Raw genomic sequence first — 17,006 nt, 5'->3', positions numbered from 1 at the left:
ACCAGGGGCACAAGGCCTCACCGGGACTAGCGACGCGAAGGAAACTCTTCCTTTGACGACTGTGACCGCTTCAGAGATCCAGCACGTCACGCAAGCCGATACCGATACGGATTCCGCGGCCGGCCTTTTCCACCTCCAGCCCTTCACGCCCCACTGCGAGGTCATCCGCGTCGCCGGCGACCACGCCGTCATCGGCGTCTCCCCCGGCAACAGCTACTTCTCCGCGCCCCGCGTCCACGACCTCGCCCGCTGGGGCCTCGCCCTCTTCGAGCGGGTCGACTTCGTCTACACGGACCTGTACGTGGCCGAGATGTACGCGGCGTCCGGCTATCCACCCGACGACGCGCGCCGCAAGGCGGTGAAGAACCTGCGCGGGGTACGGGCCAAGGTGCTGGGCGCCGTCCAGGCCGTCGACCCGGCCGGCACCCGTCTGCGTGCCCACGCCATGTCCGACTTCCGCGGCAACCCGGCCTACCGCGAGATCCACGACCGCCTCCAGGCCCGCCTCGCCACCGACGACGAGTTCCGCACGACCTGCGAGAAGCTCGTCGACTCCTTCCTCGCCGGCAGGTCGGGACGCGCGACCGAGGCCCAGCGCGAGGTCTGCCTGGCCTACGTCTGCGCCGAGGCCCCCCTCTTCCTGGACACCCCCGCCATCCTCGGCGTCCCGTCCTCCCTCAACTGCTACCACCAGCTCCTGCCGATGGCCGAGCTGCTCTACTCCCGCGGCGCCGGTCTGCGCGCCTCCCGCAACCAGGGGCACGCCATCGTGACGCCGGCCGCGGGAACCGACACGGAGGGACCGGACACCGATGTCCACTGACACACTCACGCCCATCGACTTCCCGTTCTCCTGGCGCGGCGACCAACTCCCGGACGAGGTCGAGGAGTTGCGCACCCGCACGCCCGTGCGCCGGGTCCGCACCATCGCCGGCGACGAGGCCTGGCTCGTGTCGTCGTACGACCTGTGCAAGCAGGTCCTGGAGGACCCGCGCTTCAGCCTGAAGGACACCTCGGCCCCGGGTGTGCCCCGCCAGTACGCGCTGACGATCCCGCCCGAGGTCGTCAACAACATGGGGAACATCACCGGCGCCGGACTGCGCAAGGCCGTCCTGAAGGCGCTGAACCCGAAGAGCCCGGGCCTCGCGGAGTGGATGCGCTCCTACGCCGCCGAACTCGTCGACGGACTGCTGCGCGAGGGCGCCCCGGCGGACCTGCGCGGCGGCTTCGCCGACCCGTACTCGGCGGGCATGCACTGCCGGATCCTCGGCATCCCTCAGCAGGACGCGCCCCGTCTGATGCGGAGCCTGGACATCGCGTTCATGAACTCCGCCTGCCCCGTCGCGGGCGCCCGGCTCAACTGGGACCGGGACATCGCGTACATGGCCGAGCGGCTCGACGACCCGGCGACGACGGGTCTGATGGCCGAGCTGGCCGCCCTGCGCGCGGACCCCGAGTACGGCCATCTCACCGACGAGATGCTCGCGACGGTCGGGGTGACGATGTTCGGCGCGGGCGTCATCTCCACCGCGGGCTTCCTGACCATGGCGCTGGTCTCCCTCATCCAGCACCCCGACCTGCACGCCCGCCTCCGCGCCGACCGCACCCTGGTCCCCGCGGCCGTGGACGAGCTGCTGCGGATCAACCTGTCCATCGGCGACGGACTGCCGAGGCTGGCGACCGAGGACGTACGGCTGGGAGAGGTGGACGTGAAGGCGGGCGAGCTCCTCCTGGTCCTCGTCGAGGGCGCCAACTTCGACCCGGCCGCCTTCGCCGACCCGCACACGGTCGACCTCGCCCGCGAGAACGCCACCGCCCACCTCTCCTTCGGCGGCGGCCGTCACTACTGCCCGGCCACCGCCCTCGGCCGCAAGCACGCCGAGATCGCCCTGGAGACCCTGCTGGAACGGATGCCCGGGCTGCGGCTCGCGGTGCCGGTCGAGCAGCTGGTGTGGCGGACGGGCTTCATGAAGCGGATCCCGGAGCGGCTTCCGGTCATGTGGGAGCAACCGGTCAGCAGTCGAGCGCGGCCGATTTAACCGCATATCGCCTGTTCACAGGCTCGGCGTCCGGTCGTCTTAAAGTTCAACCACTATGGTTCGCCTGTGCGCGTACTTCTGGTGGAAGACGACGAACCGGTCGCCGAGTCGCTCCGGCGCGGACTGCTGCGCTACGGCTTCGAGGTGGCCTGGGTCACCACGGGCGCCGCGGCACTCAGCCACGCCGAGCCCTACGACGTAGTCCTGCTCGATCTCGGCCTGCCCGACACCGACGGTCTCGACGTCTGCAGGACGCTGCGCGAACGCGGGGACGTGCCGATCATCGTGATCAGCGCGCGCAGCGACGAGACGGACCGGGTGGTCGGTCTTGAGCTCGGCGCCGACGACTACGTCTCCAAGCCGTTCGGGGTCCGCGAGGTCATCGCGCGGATACGAGCGGTCATGCGCCGGATGCAGCCCCGTACGGCCCCTGCCGCCGAGGCCGGCCCCGACCGCTACGGCGAGCTCCTCACCATCGACCGCAAGGCGGCCCGCGTCCGTCTGAACGGCGAGGAGGTGGCCCTCGCGCCCAAGGAGTACGACCTGCTGGCCTTCCTGACCGAGGAGCCCGGGGCGCTGATGTCGCGCGAGCAGATCATGGAGGCGGTCTGGGACGCCAACTGGTTCGGCCCGACGAAGACGCTGGACGTCCATGTGGCGGCGCTGCGGCGGAAGCTGGCCGGGGCGATCACCATCGAGGCGGTGCGCGGGGTCGGGTTCCGGCTGGAGATCGTCAAGGGTGACCGGGCCGGCACGGGCGACAGCGGTGGCGGCCCGTCATGATCCGCCAGCTCACCCGCAGTTACGTCGCGCTGGTCGCCGGCGCCATCGCCCTGTTCACGGTGCCCGTGGCCTTCACCCTCACCGACCAGCTGCGCGAGGACACCGCGGCGTCCGTCCGCCGCGAGGCCGAGACCATGGCCCTGCTGCTCGGCAACGGGAACCCCCCCTCCTGCACCGCGCTGGACGAGATGGCCGAGGCATACGCCGGTCAGACACCCGGCGAGGTCGAGGTCACCGACCGCTGCGGACCGCTCCTGCCGGCCCCCGAGCAGGACGCGGCCCTGACCAGGGCCCTGGAGACGGGGAAGTCCACCACCGACTGGGGCTCGTCCTTCATCTGGGGGCCGGAGCTGCAGATCACGGTGGCCGCCCGGGAGAGCAGGCGGGACCTCGACGGCCGTAACCAGGGCCCGGTCGTCGGCGCCGTACGCATCGTGTACGGGACGGGCGACCTGACCGGCCGGCTGTGGACGATCTGGGGTTTCCGCGCCGGCCTCGCGGTGGTCGTCCTCGCGGTCGCCGCCGTCGTCGGCGCGGGCGTGGCCCGTCGGCTCACCCGCCCACTGCGCCAGCTCAACGACACGGCGAGCCGGTTCAGCGACGGCGACCTGACGGCCCGCTCCCCCGTCACGGGCCCGCAGGAGACACAGACCCTCGCCCGCACGCTCAACCAGGCGGGCGAGCGGCTGGACACGCTGATCGCCGCGCAGCGCATCTTCGTGGCCGACGCCTCGCATCAACTCCGTACTCCTCTCACCGCGTTGCGGCTGTCCCTGGACAACATCGCCGACGGCGTGGACGACGAGTTCGTCAAGGAGGACGTGGAGCAGGCGACGGCCGAGGTGGTCCGGATGAGCCGCCTGGTCAACGGCCTGCTGGTGCTGGCGCGGGCCGAGGCGAAGGTGACGGTGGCGGAGCCGCTGCCCCTGCTGGACATCGTGCGGGAGAGGCTGGACGTGTGGAGGCCGGCCGCCGACGAGCGTGGAGTCACCATCACGCTCGGGGGGAGTGCCGACGGCCGGCTGCTTGTGCTGACCAGCCCCGGTCAGCTGGAGCAGGTGCTGGACAACGTGTTCTCGAACGCCCTGGAGGTGTCACCGGACGGCGGCACGATCACCGTCCGGGTGGAGCCGAGGGGCGATGAGGTGACCCTGTCGGTGAACGACCAGGGGCCCGGTATGTCGGACGCGGAGAAGTCCCGCGCCTTCGACCGCTTCTGGCGCGGCCAGGGCCTTACCGGGAAGGGCGGCTCCGGCCTCGGCCTCGCCGTCGTCAAGCAGCTGGTGACCGACGACGGCGGGACGGTGGCGCTGGGCGACGCTCCCGGGGGCGGGCTGTCCGTACGGATCAGCCTTCGGGCATCAACGAGGAGTGGTGGTTGACGATCTTCCACTCGCCGTCCCGCTTCTCCCACTTGTAGGTGTAGCGGGCCTTGGCGACACTCTTCTCGCCGGTGTCGTGGTCGGTGAGCGCGAACTCGTAGAGACCCGCGTCCAGCACGGAGTTCGAGTCGAGGACGTTGATGTGCGTCTCGATCTTCTTGCCGACCGGCTTGTTCGCCAGGAAGTGCTCGAAGTAGTCGACCCGGCTCTCGCGGTCGGCCCGGACCTGGTTGGAGAGGGTGGGCAGCAGGACCGCGTCGTCCCAGTAGAGGTCGGCGACCTTCTGCGGGTCCTGGGTCTTCAGCGCCGCGTTCCACTCGTCGAACAGGGCGGCCGCCTGCTTCGTGGTGGGCTTCTTCGCCGACTTCTCCGGCCCGGCGACGGCCCCGCCCGCGGCGAAGGTGCCGACGGCGACGAGAGCGGCTGCGGTGACGACGGCCACGCGCTTGCTTATGGAACGACGGGTCATCGCGAACTCCCGGTGCTGTGCGGTCGGTTGGGGCTCCCTCCGCTTTCCGTGTTCTCTGCGGTGGAGGTGACTCCAGATTCGCGTGACACCGGTTAGGGCCCGTACAAGGCAGATCCAGGGCAGAACCAGCACGTCCCCAATTCACAGCGCGCGACCGTTCGACCACGCCACGTCAGCGCCCCGTCCCTCGGCGCATCAGGGCCGACCCGGCCCTCCCGCGTCCTGCTCCCCCGCCTTCCCGCGCAGCGCATCGAGCCGCTCCCGCGCCAACAGCCCTTGTGTGTCCACGCCGTCGTCCGGCACCGGACGCCTGTGCAGATACTCCTCGGTCACCTGGATCGCCCCGGCGAGGTCACCCGCCGTCTCGCGGACCTCGCCGAGCGTCCACAGGAGGTGGAGGGCCGCCTCGCCGGCCTCGCCCTGGGCCCGTACGGCCTTCTCCAGCAGCCGCTCGATCTCGGTGACCGCCGTCCTGGCGGAACGCCTGGGCTTCGCCAGGGCCTTCAGCCGCCACCCCTCGGCCATGACCGCGTGGGCCCGCAGGGCCTCCGCCGAGTCCTCCCCGAGGGTGCGCTCGGCGTGGCGGGCGCTGATCGTGGCCCGGGACAGTCCGAAGCTCAGGTCCCCGCGCTGCAACCTGATCCTGGCCAGCGCGGTACCCGTCTCGATCGTCTCCGGCGCCTTGCTCCCGAACGCCATGCTGCTCGCGGTCAGGTTCCTGGTCAGCAGCCGCGACGCTCGGTCGTGATCGCCCGCCGCCCAGCAGCGGTCCGCGAGCCGACGGCGGACAGCCACGGTGATACGGCTCCGTGGCTCCAGATACCGTTCGGCGCGCTCCAGCGCCCGCTCGTACCTTTCGATGGCCTGGTCGTGCGACGGCGCGTGATCGCCGAAGTACATGGGCACCAACGTCAAGATCTCCGGCGGTGTTCTGCTCATGTCGAAGAACCCGACCAGGTCCGCCACATGCGCGATCCAGACGGCGTCGTCCTCACATGGCCATCCATGCACCACCAGCAGCCGGGCCGCCTCGTCGTAGGCCTCCTCGGCCCCCTCCCCCGCCCGCGCCACCGCCTGCACCAGCCGGTGCACCGAGACGGTCCCGTCCTCGCGCAGGCTGATCATGCTGTGCGCGGCCAGCCGCCGCAGGGCCTCCGTGACGTCCGCCGCGTCGGCCAGCGGGTCGAGGTACGTGCGGGGGATCCCGTCCGGCGCCCACCACGCGATGACGCGCAGGATGCGCTCCGCGACCGGCGTGTCCGCCAGCCGGTCCATGGTCACCCGCCACACCCGGGCGACGGTCTGCTCGCCGTCCGCGCCCTCGGCGCCGCTCGCGAAGACACGTTCGGGACTGCGCGCGAGCAACTCCCGGTAGGCGGCCGGCGTGATCCGCGCCTCGGCGCAGTAGGCCGCCGCCTGTTCCACGGCCAGTGGCAGACATCCCAGCTCGGCGCAGAGTTCCTCGACGCCCTCGGCCGTCCCGCCGTGGATCCGCTCGAACAGCTCGACCGCCTGGGGCAGTTCCAGCACGTCGAGCGAGAGCGGCTCGGCGATCCCGTGCCACCCCGAGGCCCGCCGCGTGGTGATCAGGAAGCGGCCGCCGGTCGTCCGCCCCAGCAACTGCCGTACGTCCGCCGGGTCGGAGACGTTGTCCAGCACCAGCAGCCAGCCCTCGTGCTCCGCGAGCCACCGCACGGCCCGTTCGCCGCGCGCCTGCGGCGACAGCGCGTCCCGCAGGGCGGGCTGGAGTGCCACGGCCAGGTCGGCCAGCCCGGCCCGGAGGTCGTCCGGCGTCTCGGCGGTGATCCACCAGACCGGGTTGTACGCCCCCGTCCGCCCCGCGGCCCACTTCGCCGCCAACGTCGACTTGCCGATGCCGCCGAGACCGTGCACGGCCTGCACGACGACGCCGCCCGTGCCCTCGAACGACGCGTCCAGCCGGGCGAGTTCGGACTCCCGGCCGATGAACAGGCCGGTCCGTTCGGGCAGGTTGACCAGGTTCGGCGGAGCTTCGAGCGGTAGCTCCAGGGCCTCCGGCGGCAGCGTCAGGGACGTCTCCACGTAGTGCGCGACGACGCCGTCCCCGGTGAGCGCCTGCCGGATGGCGCCGGCCGTGGCGATCGAACGCTCCCCGGAGGCCTCCGTGCCCCCGCTCACGCGTCGTCCCCCGTCGACACGGAACCGATGTCGCCGCCGGCCGCGACGGACCGTTCCCCGGAGGCGGTGACAGGACCGCTCGCCGGCCGGGACGGCGCGGCGGGCATCGTCGGCGCCGGCCCGGCCGTGGCCCCGTCCCCCGTCGCCACGGCCCCGATACTCCCGCCCGCGGCAACCGACCGCGTGCCACTCGCCGTCACGGAAGACGGGGAAGCCGCGGCAGCGGGCGCCGCTGCGAGGAGGGCGTACAGCGTCACCGCCAGCCCGATCAGCCCCGCCGCTCCCCCGGCCACGCTCGCCCAGGGATCCGCGGCGTCGACATCCAGCACACCGCCGACGATCAATCCCACGGCCCCTGCGACGCAGAGCCCGACTCCCGTCCACACCAACGCCTTCGACCGAGTCGCCATGGCCCCATCATGGAGCAGTCCGGGCGTGACGGGTGAGGGGCTCCCCGGAAACCGCACATCACACCCGCCCGCCGAACAACGCCGCGAGCCCGTGGTCCAGTTCGGCACCCACGGTCTCCTCGCCGGGCGCGATCACGGTGTAGGTACGGGCCAGGAAGCGGAACAGGTCCGAGGTGGCGAACCGCAGCACGGCCGGCCCGACCGGCGAGTGGTACTCCACGTACGTGTGCGCCGCCCCGCACGGCCGCACCCGCACCGTCCCGAGCCCGGCGGGCCCGCGCAGCCCCTCGCCCAGCAGCACCCGGGCGAACGTCCAGGTCGTGCCCTCCCCGTCGAGCGTGACGTGGGGCGGGAAGTCGATGTGCACGGCCAGCGGGTCGGCCGAGGTGTAGCGGAGGGTGGCCGGTATCGCGAGGTCTTTGTCCGCGGCGATGACCAGACGGGCGCCGGTCGGCTGCTCCAGGGTGACGTGCATGGGCGGGCTCCGATTCGAAAGGGCGGGGGGCCGCCGTGGTGCGGGTGTGTGTGCCTGTGAGACCGGCCAGGGCGCCCGCGCATTACGCCACTTCAGAAGCCTTTTCCTGTAACCCCCGTCACCTTCCGTCCCTCCCGCACCCCCCGCGCGATCCGCACGGCTACGGTCCCGGGATGGAGATCTTGCGATACGTGGCCTTCAGCAGTGATCCCGCGGGCGGCAACCCGGCGGGCGTGGTGCTCGACGCCACCGGGGCCGACGACGCCACGATGCTCGCGACGGCCGCCGACCTCGGCTACTCGGAGTCGGCGTTCGTCGTCCCGGCCGGCGATGACGGCACCCTGGGCATCCGGTACTTCAGCCCGCTCGCCGAGGTGCCGTTCTGCGGACACGCGACGATCGCCACGGCCGTCGCCTACGCGGAACGGCACGGCACCGGCCGGCTGCTGCTGCGCACCCAGGCGGGCCCGGTCACCGTCACCACCGACCGGACCGCGGACGGCGCCGTGGTCGCGACCCTGGTGAGCGTCCCGCCGCATACGACGCCGATCCGCGAGGCCGACCTGGCCGAGCTGCTGGCGATCCTGGGCTGGACCGCGGACGACCTGGACCCGGCACTGCCGCCGCGGGTCGCCTTCGCCGGGGCCCGGCACCCGGTCCTCGCCGCCTCGACGCGGAAGCGACTGGCCGGCCTGGACTACGACATGGCCGCGCTCGGCGCGCTCATGGCCCGCGAGGACTGGACCACCGTCGACCTGGTCTGGCGGGAGTCCGCCACGGTGTTCCACGCCCGTAACCCGTTCCCGCCCGGCGGCGTGGTCGAGGACCCGGCCACGGGCGCGGCGGCGGCCGCGTTCGGCGGCTATCTGCGGGAGCTGCGACTCGTCGCCCCGCCCGCCACCCTGACGATCCATCAGGGCGTGGACATGGGCAGGCCGAGCACGATCACGGTGACGGTACCGGCCGAGCCGGACACGGGCATCGGCGTGACCGGCACGGCCGTACGGATCTGACGAGCCGACGAGCCGACGGGTCCGGCCGTCGGCTGACGGAGCCGCGCTACTGCCGCTGGGCGGGCCGCATTCCGAGCGGTCCGCCGATCTCCTCCGCCATGACCTTGCCCGCCTCGAACTCCAGCGTCTCGTCGCCCATCATGCCCTGGTCCGTGTCCAGGCCGTCCAGCTCCTCCAGGGGCTGGTTCAGGCGGACGTGGGCCAGGACCGAGTGCAGGGCGCGCAGGGTCGCGGAGGCCGTCGTGCCCCAGTTGGAGAAGTACGAGAACTGCCACCACCACAGGGCCTCCGTGGTGCGGCCGGCGCGGTAGTGCGCCATGCCGTGGCGGAGGTCGGTGATGACGTCGGCGAGGTCGTCGGAGATCCGGGCCGGCACCGGTGCCTTGCGGGGCTCGTAGGGGTCGAAGACCTCCGAGTAGACGTCCACCGGGTCCAGCAGGCGGGCGAGGTTCTCACGGAGTTCGTCGACGTCGCCCTCCGGGCCCAGGTCGGGCTCGTAGCGCTCGTCGGGGACGATGTCCTCGTGGGCGCCCAGGCGGCCGCCGGCCAGGAGGAGTTGGGAGACCTCCAGGAGGAGGAAGGGCACGGTCGAGCCCGGCTCGTCGCCCTTCGCGACCTCCGTGACGGCGACCAGGAAGCTCTCGATCTGGTCCGAGATCTGGACCGCGAAGTCGTCCGGGTCCGGCTCGGTCGCGTGCAGCGTGGCGTCAGACATCTAGGAGTCGTCTCCCCTCGAAGGCGCGGCCGAGGGTGACCTCGTCCGCGTATTCCAGGTCGCCACCCACCGGGAGGCCGCTGGCCAGGCGGGTGACCTTCAGGCCCATGGGCTTGATCATGCGGGCGAGGTACGTGGCCGTGGCCTCGCCCTCCAGGTTCGGGTCGGTGGCCAGGATCAGTTCCGTGACCGTCCCGTCGGCCAACCGCGCGAGAAGTTCCCGTATCCGCAGGTCGTCCGGTCCGACACCCTCGATGGGGCTGATCGCGCCGCCCAGGACGTGGTAACGGCCGCGGAACTCACGGGTCCGCTCGATCGCCACGACGTCCTTCGGCTCCTCGACCACACAGATCACCGCCGGGTCACGGCGCGTGTCCCGGCAGATGTTGCACAGCTCCTCCTGCGCGACATTGCCGCACGTCGCGCAGAAGCGGACCTTCGCCTTGACCTCCATGAGTGCCTGGGCGAGACGCCGTACGTCCGTCGGTTCCGCCTGGAGGATGTGGAAGGCGATCCGCTGCGCGCTCTTGGGACCGACGCCGGGCAGCCGCCCCAGCTCGTCGATGAGGTCCTGGACCACGCCTTCGTACAACGGACTGCCGTCCTTCCTGGGGTTCCTTACGGGACGTACGGTAGTTGGCGGCGGCCCCTCTTAGAAAGACAAGCGGGGAACACCCGGAACGTCGGGACGTCAGAACGGCAGACCGGGGATGCCGCTGCCGCCGCCGCCCAGGCCCTGGGCCAGCGGGCCCAGCTTCTGCTGCTGAAGCGTCTGCGCGTTCTCGTTGGCCGCCTGTACGGCCGCGATGACCAGGTCGGCGAGGGTCTCGACCGTCTCTTCAGCGGATGCAGCCTCGGGGTCCACCGCCTTCGGGTCGATCTTGAGCGCCCTGAGTTCGCCGGAGCCCGTCACGGTGGCCTTCACCAGGCCGCCGCCCGCCTGGCCCTCGACCTCCGTCTGAGCCAGTTCCTCCTGCGCCCTCGCCAGGTCCTGCTGCATCTTCTGGGCCTGCTGGAGCAGCTGCTGCATGTTGGGCTGGCCACCACCGGGGATCACGATCAGCTCCTTGCGTATGACGGGTGCTGTACGGGGTTTCCGCTCGGGTTTCCCGTTCAGCACGAGCCTACGTGGTCGGCGTGGCCGTCGCCGCAGCACTCTTTCGAGTGAGAGGAACTGGAGTCCTATATCTGAGCAAGACCTGATCAAGACCCTCTTCTGGGCGGAAAAGAGGCGAAAGGCATCTCTTCGCCACCCATTGGGCGGTAGGAAGGGTCCGGCGCGTCAGCCTCAGGTGTGGCGGGACGTTCCGTGCGCCGCGGGGGTCGTACCCGGGTCGCACGCGAGGTCACGCACCGTGATCAGTAGGGAGTGCCGGGTGGGTCAACCGGAGATGCAGCCCGACAGGTCGCCGCAGGACAGGCGGGGCGGTGAAGGGACGGCCGGGCTGGGGCCGGGCGATCTGCGGGGGCGGGCGTTTCCGCTCGGGGACTGGGGAGAGCCGGCGGTACGGCTGCACGAGCTGTACCGGTGGGTGGAGCGGGGGGCGCTGGACACTGCGGCGTGGTATCTCGCGGATCGGGTGTGGAAGCGGCGGGGCGCCTGGGCGTTGCGGGGCGGGGCGGCGGCGGGGGCGGTCGTCGGGGCCTCGTTGCCGCTGCTGGATCTGACGGGGGTCGCGCGCGGGGCGGCGCCGTGGGGGTATCTGGCGTTGCTGCTGGCGGTGGCGTGTGTGGTGGTCGACCGGTTCTTCGGGGTGACGTCCGGGTGGATAAGGGACCTCGCCACGGCTCAGGCGGTGCAGCGGCGGCTGCAGATGCTGCAGTTCGACTGGGCTACGGAGAGCGTGCGGGAGGTGTTGGGCCCGGCCGAGGGGACGGCGAGTGAGGCGGCTGAGCGGTGCCTCGGGGTGTTGCGGCGGTTCTCGGAGGACGTGGCCGAGTTGGTGCGGGCGGAGACGGCGGACTGGATGGTGGAGTTCCGGACGGGGTCCGCGCCTCTGGGGATCCAGTCGGCTGTGGCCGGTGCGGCTCGGCAGGATGTGGGGGTGGGGTCGGGACGGTTCGGTGTGGCACCGGGCCATGGGGCTCGGCCGAACATGCCTCGGCAGCGGCCGCCGGAGCCTCGGTGAGGGGTTTCGCCCCCGCCGCCCCTACCCGTCCCATCCCTTGAAGGGGCTCCGCCCCTTCGACCCCGCCAGGGGGCTCCGCCCCCTGGACCCCCGTCGGCCCTTCGGGCCTCGTCCTCAAACGCCGGACGGGCTGAAAATGCAAACGCCGGACGGGCTGAAGGTGCCAGGGGTCACTGTCTGGTGTACGTCAGCTTCTCCCCGCTGCTGGTGTTCAGCCGCTCCAGCCGGCCGTCCGGGAGGAGGGTGATCTCGGTGGCCTCGCCCGGTGAGCAGGAGGTGGCGGGCTCGCCTGTGGTCACGGTGGAAGGGCCGATCTTCAACGGGCCGTCCGTGCCGGGGGCTTCGGTGAGCGCGGCCGTGAACTCGCAGTGGTAGGTGCCGGTTCCGGCCGGGCCGTCGGCGACGAGGGTGAGCACCGTGTCGCCGACCTCGCCCTGCCGGATGGTCAGCCGGCGGGAGTTCTGGCCGGTGGCGTTGTCGATGGAGGCGGTCCAGGTGCCCAGGTAGCGGGTCGGGATCGCGCCGTCCGTGGGCGCCGAGTCGGTCGGGTCCGGGGTCGGGGAGGTGGCCTGGTCGGTCGGGCCGGAGGTCGCGGTGGTGGGGCCGGCCGTCGGATTGCCGTTCGCGCCGTCGTCCCCGCCGCCGTTCATGAGGGCGTAGACCGAACCACCGGCCGCGAGCGCGACGACCAGCGCGACGAGGACGAGCGCCACCGTGGAACGGCCGCTGCGTCGGGGCTCTTCGGGCGGGGGCGCGGGGAGATACGGCAGGGGCGGGCCGTAGGGCGGGGTGGGGTTGTACGGCGGGGTCGGGCCGTACGTGGGGGTGGGGCCCTGGGGCGGGTACGGGCCGGCCTGCGGATAGCCGTAGCCCGGCTGCTGCGGCTGCTGCGGCTGTTGTGCATGTTGTTGCGGGTGCTGCTGCGGGGAGCCGTATGCCGGGTGGGCCGGGGTGCGGCCGGGGGCGGCGGCCTCTCCGAAGGGGCCGACGGGCGGGGTGCCCGGGGGCGGCGGGGTCGGGCCGGTGTGAGGCGCGGCCATGGTGGGGAGCTGGTCGGGCGGGGTCGGCGGGGCGGCCGGAGCGTGCTCGGGGGAGGCCGCGGGGGTCGGCTCGGCGGCACCCGGCACGCCACCGGAGCCCGGAGCCCCCGGACCGCCGTCACGCGCCGGGGCCTGCGCTTCCCCGGCCCCTGCCGCCGGACCCGCCGGACCCGCCGGACCCGCCGGGTCCTCGGTGTCCAGCAGCCGTACCGCGTGCCGGCCCAGCTGTGCCACCAGCGCGCTCGGCAGCCACGGGTCCCGGGACCGGCCGCCGTAGACGGTGTCCTCGGCGCCCGTGCGCTCCAGGATCCGGTCCAGCGTGGGCCGGGCGCCGGGGTCCTTGCGCAGACAGTCCCGCACCAGGTCGGCGATCCCCTCGGGCACGCCCTCCAGATCGGGCTCCTCCTGGGCGATCCGGAACATCACGGCGTGCGCGCCGCTGTCGACGGAGCCGAAGGGCAGCGTGCCGGTCGCGGCGTAGGCGAGCACCGAGCCCAGGCAGAACACGTCGCACGCGGGCGTGATCCGGTCCCCGCGCACCTGCTCGGGGGCCATGAACCCCGGCGACCCGACGAGCGCGCCGGTGCGGGTGAGCCCGGTCTCGTCCACGGTCTCCAGGGCGCGGGCGATCCCGAAGTCGATGACGCGCGGGCCGTCGATGGTGACGAGCACATTGGACGGCTTCAGGTCCCGGTGCACGATCCCCGCGGCATGGATGTCCTTGAGCGCGTGCGCGAGGCCCGCCGCCAGGATCCGGACCGACCGCTCGGGCAACGCCCCGTGGTCCCGCCCGACGACCTGCTGGAGGCTGGGCCCGGCGACATAGCCGGTGGCGACCCAGGGCACGTCGGCCTCGGTGTCCGCATCGAGCACCGGTGCCGTCCAGAACCCGCCGACCTGCCGCGCGGCCTGCACCTCCTGCCGGAACCGGGCGCGGAACTCCTCCTGCGCGGCCAGTTCCCGCCGTACGAGTTTCACGGCGACGGTACGGCCCCGGTCCGACCGGGCGAGATAGACGTCCCCCATGCCGCCCGCGCCCAGCCGCGCCAGCAGCCGATAAGCCCCGATCTTCCCCCAGTGCTGAACGCCTGGGGGGACCCCCAGTGGATCACCCGATCCCAGCTGCTCCATGCCACGCCCCCAACCCCGCCGACGCACGCCCCCGCTTGCGCAACGTCCCCACGATAGTGCGGCATATGGGGAGGTGAGCGGGTGGGCGTCTACGGTTCCGTAACAGGAACGGCGATCTGGTCGAGAGCCTTCGACAACCGTTCCAGAACCCGTACGGCCTCGGCGAGTTCCGCCTCCCCGACGGACTCGGCCAGCCGGTCGGCGAGGGCCGCGTGGCCGGGGTCGATGCGGGAGACCGCCGCGCGTCCCTGCTCGGTGGGCGCGAGGAGCTTGGCGCGGCGGTGGGCGGGGTTGGGCCGGTACTCGGCAAGACCCTTGTCCACCAGCAGGTCGGCGATGCGCTGCACGCTCTGCCGGGTGATGCCCATGGCGCGGGCGATCCCGGAGACGGGCAGGGGCTCGCCGAGCACCGCGCCGAGCACCTGCCACCAGGCCGCCGTCAGTCCGACGGGCCTGGCCAACTCCTCGGCGACCGCGAGGAACTGGCCGTTGAGCCGGAAGACACCGAGCGCGCTGCGGCTGAGCAGATCCTGTCGTTCCCGGCTCACAGGACACCGGCCTTCTCCAGCACGGCGTACGCCTCGGCGTCGGAGTCGTGGAACAGGCGGTACCAGGCGTCGACGGCCTCGTCGTCGTACACCTTCAGCAGCCGCAGGATCTCCCGGGCGAAGGCGACGGGTTCGGTGGGGCCGGCGGTGACGAGCCCGCCGTCGGTGACGGCGTCGGCCTCGACGTACCGGTGGCCGCCGGCGTATCCGGTCGCGGCCAGATAGAAGGAGACCGCGCTGGTGTGGTCCCGGTCGTCGAGCAGCCCTTCGCGCGCCACGCCGACGGTCGCTCCGCAGATCGCGGCCACCGGCACACCGGCGTCCAGGAAGGCGCGGGCCATGCGGGCGAAGGGGGCGAGCTCGTCGCCAGCGTCCCAGAGGTCGGCGCCGGGGAGGATCAGCAGGGACGCGTCGGACGGCCGTACGTCGGCCAGGGCCAGGTCGGGCTGGATGCGCAGTCCGCCGACGGTGGTGACGGGTTCGCGGGTCGGGCCGACGGTACGGATCTCGTATCCGGCGCGGGCCAGCTGGGCGGTGGCGTGGCCGGGTTCCCAGTCGGCGAGGGTGTCGTAGACGGCGAGGTGGACGGGCTTGCGGGCGTTCATGGCTCCTCCTGGGGATTGGACCTCAAGAGCGCCGCCTCGAAGGCGATGCCGTTGACAACATGCTGTCACTCAGACAGCACACTGTCAACGCTCCCCTCGGCATCCGATCGACACCAACGGGGCATAACAGGACATCCTCTCGCCGTCACCGTCGTTGGGCCGGGCATGAAGATCATCGCTGCCGCCGCGCTCGCCAGTGCGGCTCTCCTCGCCGCCGCCCTCCCCGCCGCCGCGGACGACGGGCCCCTCGACTTCGGCATCTTCCAGGGCGTCAACGACACCAAGGGTTCGAACTCCACGGGCAACGGTCCGGCCTGGGGCCAGACGGACAACGGGACGGACGGGACCGTCCCCCGCTCGGCGCTGGGCCTGCTGGTGGAGAGGCTGGTCTAGGTGGAGAGGCTGGTCTAGCAAGACAGGTCGACAACCTGTCGCGGAAAGCCACCGACCGCAGACATGACGCCGATATCGCGTCGCGGCGCCGGTTCCTACGCTCGGCTGTATGACCCCTCAGCCTGATCCAGAGACCGGCGCCGCCGTGAAGGCCGCGGACCGTGCGCACGTGTTCCACTCCTGGTCCGCGCAGGAACTCATCGACCCGCTCCCCGTCGCCGGTGCGGAGGGGTCGTACTTCTGGGACTACGACGGCAAGCGCTACCTCGACTTCACCAGCGGGCTCGTCTACACGAACATCGGCTACCAGCACCCGAAGGTCGTCGCCGCGATACAGGAGCAAGCCGCACACCTGACCACCTTCGCGCCCGCCTTCGCCATCGAGACCCGCTCCGAGGCGGCCCGGCTGATCGCCGAGCGGACGCCGGGCGACCTGGACAAGATCTTCTTCACCAACGGCGGCGCGGACGCCGTGGAGCACGCGGTGCGGATGGCCCGGCTGCACACGGGCCGTCCGAAGGTCCTCTCGGCGTACCGCTCGTACCACGGCGGCACCCAGCAGGCCGTGAACATCACCGGCGACCCGCGACGCTGGGCCTCCGACAGCGCCACCGCCGGGGTCGTGCACTTCTGGGCGCCGTTCCTCTACCGCTCCCGTTTCTACGCCGAGACCGAAGAGCAGGAGTGCGCGCGGGCGCTGGAGCACCTGGAGACGACGATCGCCTTCGAGGGGCCGTCGACGATCGCCGCGATCATCCTGGAGACGGTCCCGGGAACGGCGGGCATCATGCTGCCCCCGCCCGGCTATCTGGCGGGCGTCCGCGAACTCTGCGACAAGTACGGGATCGTCTTCGTCCTGGACGAGGTCATGGCCGGGTTCGGGCGGACCGGGAAGTGGTTCGCGGCGGACCTGTACGACGTCACCCCCGACCTTCTGACCTTCGCCAAGGGCGTGAACTCCGGCTATGTGCCGCTGGGCGGCGTCGCCATCTCCGGGGCCGTCGCCGAGACCTTCGCGAAGCGGCCCTACCCCGGCGGTCTCACGTACTCCGGTCACCCGCTGGCCTGCGCGGCCGCCGTCGCGACGATCAACGTCATGGCCGAGGAGGGCGTGGTCGAGAACGCAGCCCGGCTGGGCTCCGAGGTCGTGGCACCCGCGTTGCGCGAGCTGGCCGAGCGGCATCCCTGTGTGGGCGAGGTGCGGGGTGTCGGCCTGTTCTGGGCCGTCGAGCTGGTCAAGAACCGGGAGACCCGTGAGCCGCTGGTGCCCTACAACGCCGCCGGTGAGGCCAACGCTCCCATGACGGCGTTCGGCTCCGCCGTGAAGGCCGGGGGTGTCTGGCCGTTCATCAACATGAACCGAACCCATGTCGTGCCGCCGTGCAACGTGAGCGAGGGGGAGTTGAAGGAGGGACTGGCCGTGCTGGACGCCGCGCTGACCGTCGCCGACGAGTACGCGGAGCAGACCTCACGGTAGGCAGCTCGGCACCTTTCGACGCCGCCCCGGACGCTTTCAGCCCGTCCGGCGTTTGAGGACGAGGCCGTTCAGGCCGATGGGGGTCCAGGGGGCGGAGCCCCCTGGACGGGGTCGAAGGGGCGGAGCCCCTTCAGGGAAACGTGGCCCGGAACCCGAACGCGTAAGGTGGCGTGCTCGTAGACATATACGTGTACGCACAGACCCAGACACGCCACCACATCGCGACGACGGGAGACGCCC

Annotated in this window: 18 protein-coding genes; 8 read left to right on the top strand and 10 right to left on the bottom strand. The window is 72.0% G+C overall.

Annotated elements, in window-relative coordinates; translation table 11 throughout:
* Nucleotides 1-61 precede the first annotated feature (61 nt).
* The 4 genes from AQJ67_RS37895 (at nt 62) to AQJ67_RS37880 (ending at nt 4,204) form a co-directional block, all read left to right on the top strand.
* On the top strand, nt 62-823 hold the full coding sequence (locus AQJ67_RS37895) for a cyclodityrosine synthase (RefSeq protein ID WP_079056434.1): 762 nt from the start codon (nt 62-64) through the stop codon (nt 821-823).
* Nucleotides 813-2,039: a cytochrome P450 gene (locus AQJ67_RS37890; RefSeq protein ID WP_062724022.1), complete on the top strand. Its 1,227-nt coding sequence runs from the start codon at nt 813-815 to the stop codon at nt 2,037-2,039. The genes AQJ67_RS37895 and AQJ67_RS37890 overlap by 11 nt, the downstream gene beginning before the upstream one ends.
* A gap of 66 nt (nt 2,040-2,105) precedes the next feature.
* Nucleotides 2,106-2,822 carry a response regulator transcription factor gene (locus AQJ67_RS37885; protein ID WP_062724021.1) on the top strand — a complete coding sequence of 239 codons (717 nt, stop codon included), beginning with the start codon at nt 2,106-2,108 and terminating at the stop codon, nt 2,820-2,822.
* Entirely contained in the window at nt 2,819-4,204 is a 1,386-nt protein-coding gene (locus tag AQJ67_RS37880) for a sensor histidine kinase (protein WP_062724020.1), read from the top strand. Before AQJ67_RS37885 ends, AQJ67_RS37880 begins: the two co-directional genes overlap by 4 nt.
* Here the strand turns inward: AQJ67_RS37880 and AQJ67_RS37875 are convergent.
* The 4 genes from AQJ67_RS37875 to AQJ67_RS37860 all read right to left on the bottom strand — a co-directional run bounded on the left by AQJ67_RS37875 (nt 4,170) and on the right by AQJ67_RS37860 (nt 7,715).
* Nucleotides 4,170-4,673 (bottom strand): SgcJ/EcaC family oxidoreductase, encoded by a 504-nt coding sequence (locus AQJ67_RS37875; RefSeq protein ID WP_062724019.1) that lies wholly within the window; start codon nt 4,671-4,673, stop codon nt 4,170-4,172. The two genes, AQJ67_RS37880 and AQJ67_RS37875, sit on opposite strands and share 35 nt — an antisense overlap.
* A gap of 195 nt (nt 4,674-4,868) precedes the next feature.
* Nucleotides 4,869-6,830, bottom strand: a complete 1,962-nt coding sequence (locus AQJ67_RS37870; RefSeq protein ID WP_062724018.1) for a tetratricopeptide repeat protein — start codon at nt 6,828-6,830, stop codon at nt 4,869-4,871.
* Entirely contained in the window at nt 6,827-7,240 is a 414-nt protein-coding gene (locus tag AQJ67_RS37865; RefSeq protein ID WP_079056433.1) for a hypothetical protein, read from the bottom strand. The genes AQJ67_RS37870 and AQJ67_RS37865 overlap by 4 nt, the downstream gene beginning before the upstream one ends.
* A gap of 58 nt (nt 7,241-7,298) precedes the next feature.
* Nucleotides 7,299-7,715: an SsgA family sporulation/cell division regulator gene (locus AQJ67_RS37860; RefSeq protein WP_062724017.1), complete on the bottom strand. Its 417-nt coding sequence runs from the start codon at nt 7,713-7,715 to the stop codon at nt 7,299-7,301.
* A gap of 173 nt (nt 7,716-7,888) precedes the next feature.
* On the opposite strand from AQJ67_RS37860, the gene AQJ67_RS37855 reads away from it, so the two are divergent.
* Entirely contained in the window at nt 7,889-8,728 is an 840-nt protein-coding gene (locus tag AQJ67_RS37855; protein ID WP_062724016.1) for a PhzF family phenazine biosynthesis protein, read from the top strand.
* Nucleotides 8,729-8,774: 46 nt separating this feature from the next.
* Here AQJ67_RS37855 and AQJ67_RS37850 read toward each other — a convergent pair whose 3' ends face one another.
* From AQJ67_RS37850 to AQJ67_RS37840, 3 genes are all read right to left on the bottom strand, one after another.
* The gene (locus AQJ67_RS37850) at nt 8,775-9,443 is read right to left on the bottom strand and encodes a DUF5063 domain-containing protein (protein WP_062724015.1); all 669 of its coding nucleotides are present in this window, start codon (nt 9,441-9,443) and stop codon (nt 8,775-8,777) included.
* Nucleotides 9,436-10,035 (bottom strand): recombination mediator RecR, encoded by a 600-nt coding sequence (gene recR / locus AQJ67_RS37845; RefSeq protein WP_030053254.1) that lies wholly within the window; start codon nt 10,033-10,035, stop codon nt 9,436-9,438. The genes AQJ67_RS37850 and recR overlap by 8 nt, the downstream gene beginning before the upstream one ends.
* Before the next feature lie 99 nt (nt 10,036-10,134).
* A complete protein-coding gene (locus tag AQJ67_RS37840) occupies nt 10,135-10,500 on the bottom strand; it encodes a YbaB/EbfC family nucleoid-associated protein (RefSeq protein ID WP_062724060.1) in 366 nt (121 codons plus the stop codon).
* Between the two features lie 319 nt (nt 10,501-10,819).
* Between AQJ67_RS37840 and AQJ67_RS37835 the strand changes: the two genes are divergently transcribed.
* Nucleotides 10,820-11,572: an SLATT domain-containing protein gene (locus AQJ67_RS37835; protein WP_062724059.1), complete on the top strand. Its 753-nt coding sequence runs from the start codon at nt 10,820-10,822 to the stop codon at nt 11,570-11,572.
* A 170-nt stretch (nt 11,573-11,742) separates the two neighbouring features.
* Here AQJ67_RS37835 and AQJ67_RS37830 read toward each other — a convergent pair whose 3' ends face one another.
* From AQJ67_RS37830 to AQJ67_RS37820, 3 genes are all read right to left on the bottom strand, one after another.
* On the bottom strand, nt 11,743-13,743 hold the full coding sequence (locus AQJ67_RS37830; RefSeq protein WP_062724014.1) for a serine/threonine-protein kinase: 2,001 nt from the start codon (nt 13,741-13,743) through the stop codon (nt 11,743-11,745).
* 89 nt (nt 13,744-13,832) lie between these two features.
* Complete coding sequence (locus AQJ67_RS37825; RefSeq protein WP_062724013.1) at nt 13,833-14,291, bottom strand: MarR family winged helix-turn-helix transcriptional regulator; 459 nt, start codon at nt 14,289-14,291, stop codon at nt 13,833-13,835.
* Nucleotides 14,288-14,896: a type 1 glutamine amidotransferase family protein gene (locus tag AQJ67_RS37820; protein ID WP_062724012.1), complete on the bottom strand. Its 609-nt coding sequence runs from the start codon at nt 14,894-14,896 to the stop codon at nt 14,288-14,290. Before AQJ67_RS37820 ends, AQJ67_RS37825 begins: the two co-directional genes overlap by 4 nt.
* Nucleotides 14,897-15,061: 165 nt before the next feature.
* Here AQJ67_RS37820 and AQJ67_RS37815 point away from each other — a divergent pair, with 165 nt between their 5' ends.
* On the top strand, nt 15,062-15,289 hold the full coding sequence (locus AQJ67_RS37815) for a hypothetical protein (protein WP_062724011.1): 228 nt from the start codon (nt 15,062-15,064) through the stop codon (nt 15,287-15,289).
* 109 nt (nt 15,290-15,398) lie between these two features.
* Nucleotides 15,399-16,766 carry an aspartate aminotransferase family protein gene (locus AQJ67_RS37810; RefSeq protein ID WP_062724010.1) on the top strand — a complete coding sequence of 456 codons (1,368 nt, stop codon included), beginning with the start codon at nt 15,399-15,401 and terminating at the stop codon, nt 16,764-16,766.
* Nucleotides 16,767-17,006: the final 240 nt, after the last annotated feature.

The sequence above is a fragment of the Streptomyces caeruleatus genome (assembly GCF_001514235.1).
GTDB lineage: Bacteria > Actinomycetota > Actinomycetes > Streptomycetales > Streptomycetaceae > Streptomyces > Streptomyces caeruleatus.
The sequence above is the reverse complement of the archived record's forward strand: the minus strand, read 5'-3'. Positions and strand labels throughout refer to the sequence as shown.

What these genes read in the sequence shown, in the direction of transcription:
- AQJ67_RS37890 (WP_062724022.1), top strand. Translation starts at nt 813, where the DNA reads ATGTCCACTGACACACTCACGCCCATCGACTTCCCGTTCTCCTGGCGC.
- AQJ67_RS37880 (WP_062724020.1), top strand. Translation starts at nt 2,819, where the DNA reads ATGATCCGCCAGCTCACCCGCAGTTACGTCGCGCTGGTCGCCGGCGCC.
- AQJ67_RS37875 (WP_062724019.1), bottom strand. Translation starts at nt 4,673, where the DNA reads ATGACCCGTCGTTCCATAAGCAAGCGCGTGGCCGTCGTCACCGCAGCC.
- AQJ67_RS37865 (WP_079056433.1), bottom strand. Translation starts at nt 7,240, where the DNA reads ATGGCGACTCGGTCGAAGGCGTTGGTGTGGACGGGAGTCGGGCTCTGC.
- AQJ67_RS37860 (WP_062724017.1), bottom strand. Translation starts at nt 7,715, where the DNA reads ATGCACGTCACCCTGGAGCAGCCGACCGGCGCCCGTCTGGTCATCGCC.
- AQJ67_RS37855 (WP_062724016.1), top strand. Translation starts at nt 7,889, where the DNA reads ATGGAGATCTTGCGATACGTGGCCTTCAGCAGTGATCCCGCGGGCGGC.
- AQJ67_RS37850 (WP_062724015.1), bottom strand. Translation starts at nt 9,443, where the DNA reads ATGTCTGACGCCACGCTGCACGCGACCGAGCCGGACCCGGACGACTTC.
- AQJ67_RS37830 (WP_062724014.1), bottom strand. Translation starts at nt 13,743, where the DNA reads ATGGAGCAGCTGGGATCGGGTGATCCACTGGGGGTCCCCCCAGGCGTT.
- AQJ67_RS37820 (WP_062724012.1), bottom strand. Translation starts at nt 14,896, where the DNA reads ATGAACGCCCGCAAGCCCGTCCACCTCGCCGTCTACGACACCCTCGCC.
- AQJ67_RS37815 (WP_062724011.1), top strand. Translation starts at nt 15,062, where the DNA reads ATGAAGATCATCGCTGCCGCCGCGCTCGCCAGTGCGGCTCTCCTCGCC.
- AQJ67_RS37810 (WP_062724010.1), top strand. Translation starts at nt 15,399, where the DNA reads ATGACCCCTCAGCCTGATCCAGAGACCGGCGCCGCCGTGAAGGCCGCG.